6 tRNA genes and 1 rRNA gene are annotated in these 1,142 nt (G+C 50.3%); all 7 read left to right on the top strand.

Features of this window, described 5'->3' with window-relative positions:
* Window positions 1-48 precede the first annotated feature (48 nt).
* The 7 genes from INF37_RS15575 to INF37_RS15545 all read left to right on the top strand — a co-directional run bounded on the left by INF37_RS15575 (window position 49) and on the right by INF37_RS15545 (window position 896).
* Window positions 49-123: transfer RNA gene (locus INF37_RS15575), tRNA-Glu, on the top strand.
* 113 nt (window positions 124-236) lie between these two features.
* Window positions 237-352 (top strand): 5S ribosomal RNA (rrf, locus tag INF37_RS15570).
* 41 nt (window positions 353-393) lie between these two features.
* Window positions 394-469, top strand: a tRNA-Asn gene (locus INF37_RS15565).
* Between the two features lie 76 nt (window positions 470-545).
* Window positions 546-622: transfer RNA gene (locus tag INF37_RS15560), tRNA-Ile, on the top strand.
* 3 nt (window positions 623-625) lie between these two features.
* Window positions 626-701, top strand: a tRNA-Trp gene (locus tag INF37_RS15555).
* 39 nt (window positions 702-740) lie between these two features.
* Window positions 741-817 (top strand) — tRNA-Asp (locus INF37_RS15550).
* A gap of 3 nt (window positions 818-820) precedes the next feature.
* Window positions 821-896: transfer RNA gene (locus INF37_RS15545), tRNA-Thr, on the top strand.
* Window positions 897-1,142 lie beyond the last annotated feature (246 nt).

The raw sequence follows: 1,142 nt of genomic DNA, 5'->3' as shown, positions 1-1,142 counted from the left end.
ACTCTTAATCAGTGGGTCCCGGGTTCGAATCCCTGAAGGTGCACCAATGGCCCGTTGGTCAAGCGGTTAAGACGGCGGCCTCTCACGCCGCAAACATGGGTTCGATTCCCGTACGGGTCACCAATTTTCTCTTGACAAAGAGATGAAAATTGAATATAATAGCTTATCGTTGAGAAGAACGGTAAGGAGAAGAAATAGAATTTCTTTTGCTTACTTTTCTTCTCGGAGAAAAGTAAGTTGGTGTTGATTGCGGTGAGGGTCCACCCGTTCCCATTCCGAACACGGAAGTTAAGCTCATCTGCGCCGAAGATACTTGTCTGGAGACGGACCGGGAAAATAGGTAATGCCAACACAAGAGAGGGTCTGGTCTGACCAGACCGGACCCTTTTATATTCCTCCTTAGCTCAGTCGGTAGAGCATGCGGCTGTTAACCGCAGGGTCGTTGGTTCGAGTCCAACAGGGGGAGCCAGAAACGAGTGCGGCTTGCCGTCACGAATCATGGCGGCAAGCCATTCTCTTCTTACGAAGAACCGAACACCGGTAATGGGCCTTTAGCTCAGTTGGTTAGAGCAGCCGGCTCATAACCGGTCGGTCCACGGTTCGAGCCCGTGAAGGCCCACCATGTAGGGGTATAGCTCAGCAGGTAGAGCAGCGGTCTCCAAAACCGCGTGCCGAGGGTTCGATTCCTTCTGCCCCTGCCACAGAAAAAACAGTAAACGCTGATGATATAGAGTAGAAATGGCGCGGTAGTTCAGTTGGTTAGAACGCCGGCCTGTCACGCCGGAGGTCGAGGGTTCAAGTCCCTTCCGCGTCGCCATTTGCTGCTGTAGCTCAGTAGGTAGAGCACATCCTTGGTAAGGATGAGGTCTCCGGTTCAAATCCGGATAGCAGCTCCAAAAAGCCTTGAAAACTTCGGTTTTCAAGGCTTTTTTGTTGCTGAAAAGCGGATGGATTTTGTATGGGCCGGTATGCGGATCTACTCTGATCCGCATACCGGCCCATGTCATTTTTATTTTGGTCAGGTAGAATAAGTTTCGCAAAAACAAAAAAAGACATGGTTTGCAGATCTCTGGTAGAATGAAGTTGCGACACCACCATTCGAAAGGAGACAGCAAACCATGTCCGAGAAGATTGTACAGCTA

This window comes from Pseudoflavonifractor gallinarum, from assembly GCF_014982855.1.
GTDB lineage: Bacteria > Bacillota > Clostridia > Oscillospirales > Oscillospiraceae > Pseudoflavonifractor_A > Pseudoflavonifractor_A gallinarum.
Note: the sequence above shows the minus strand (reverse complement) of the source record. Positions and strands in the feature narration are given on the sequence as shown.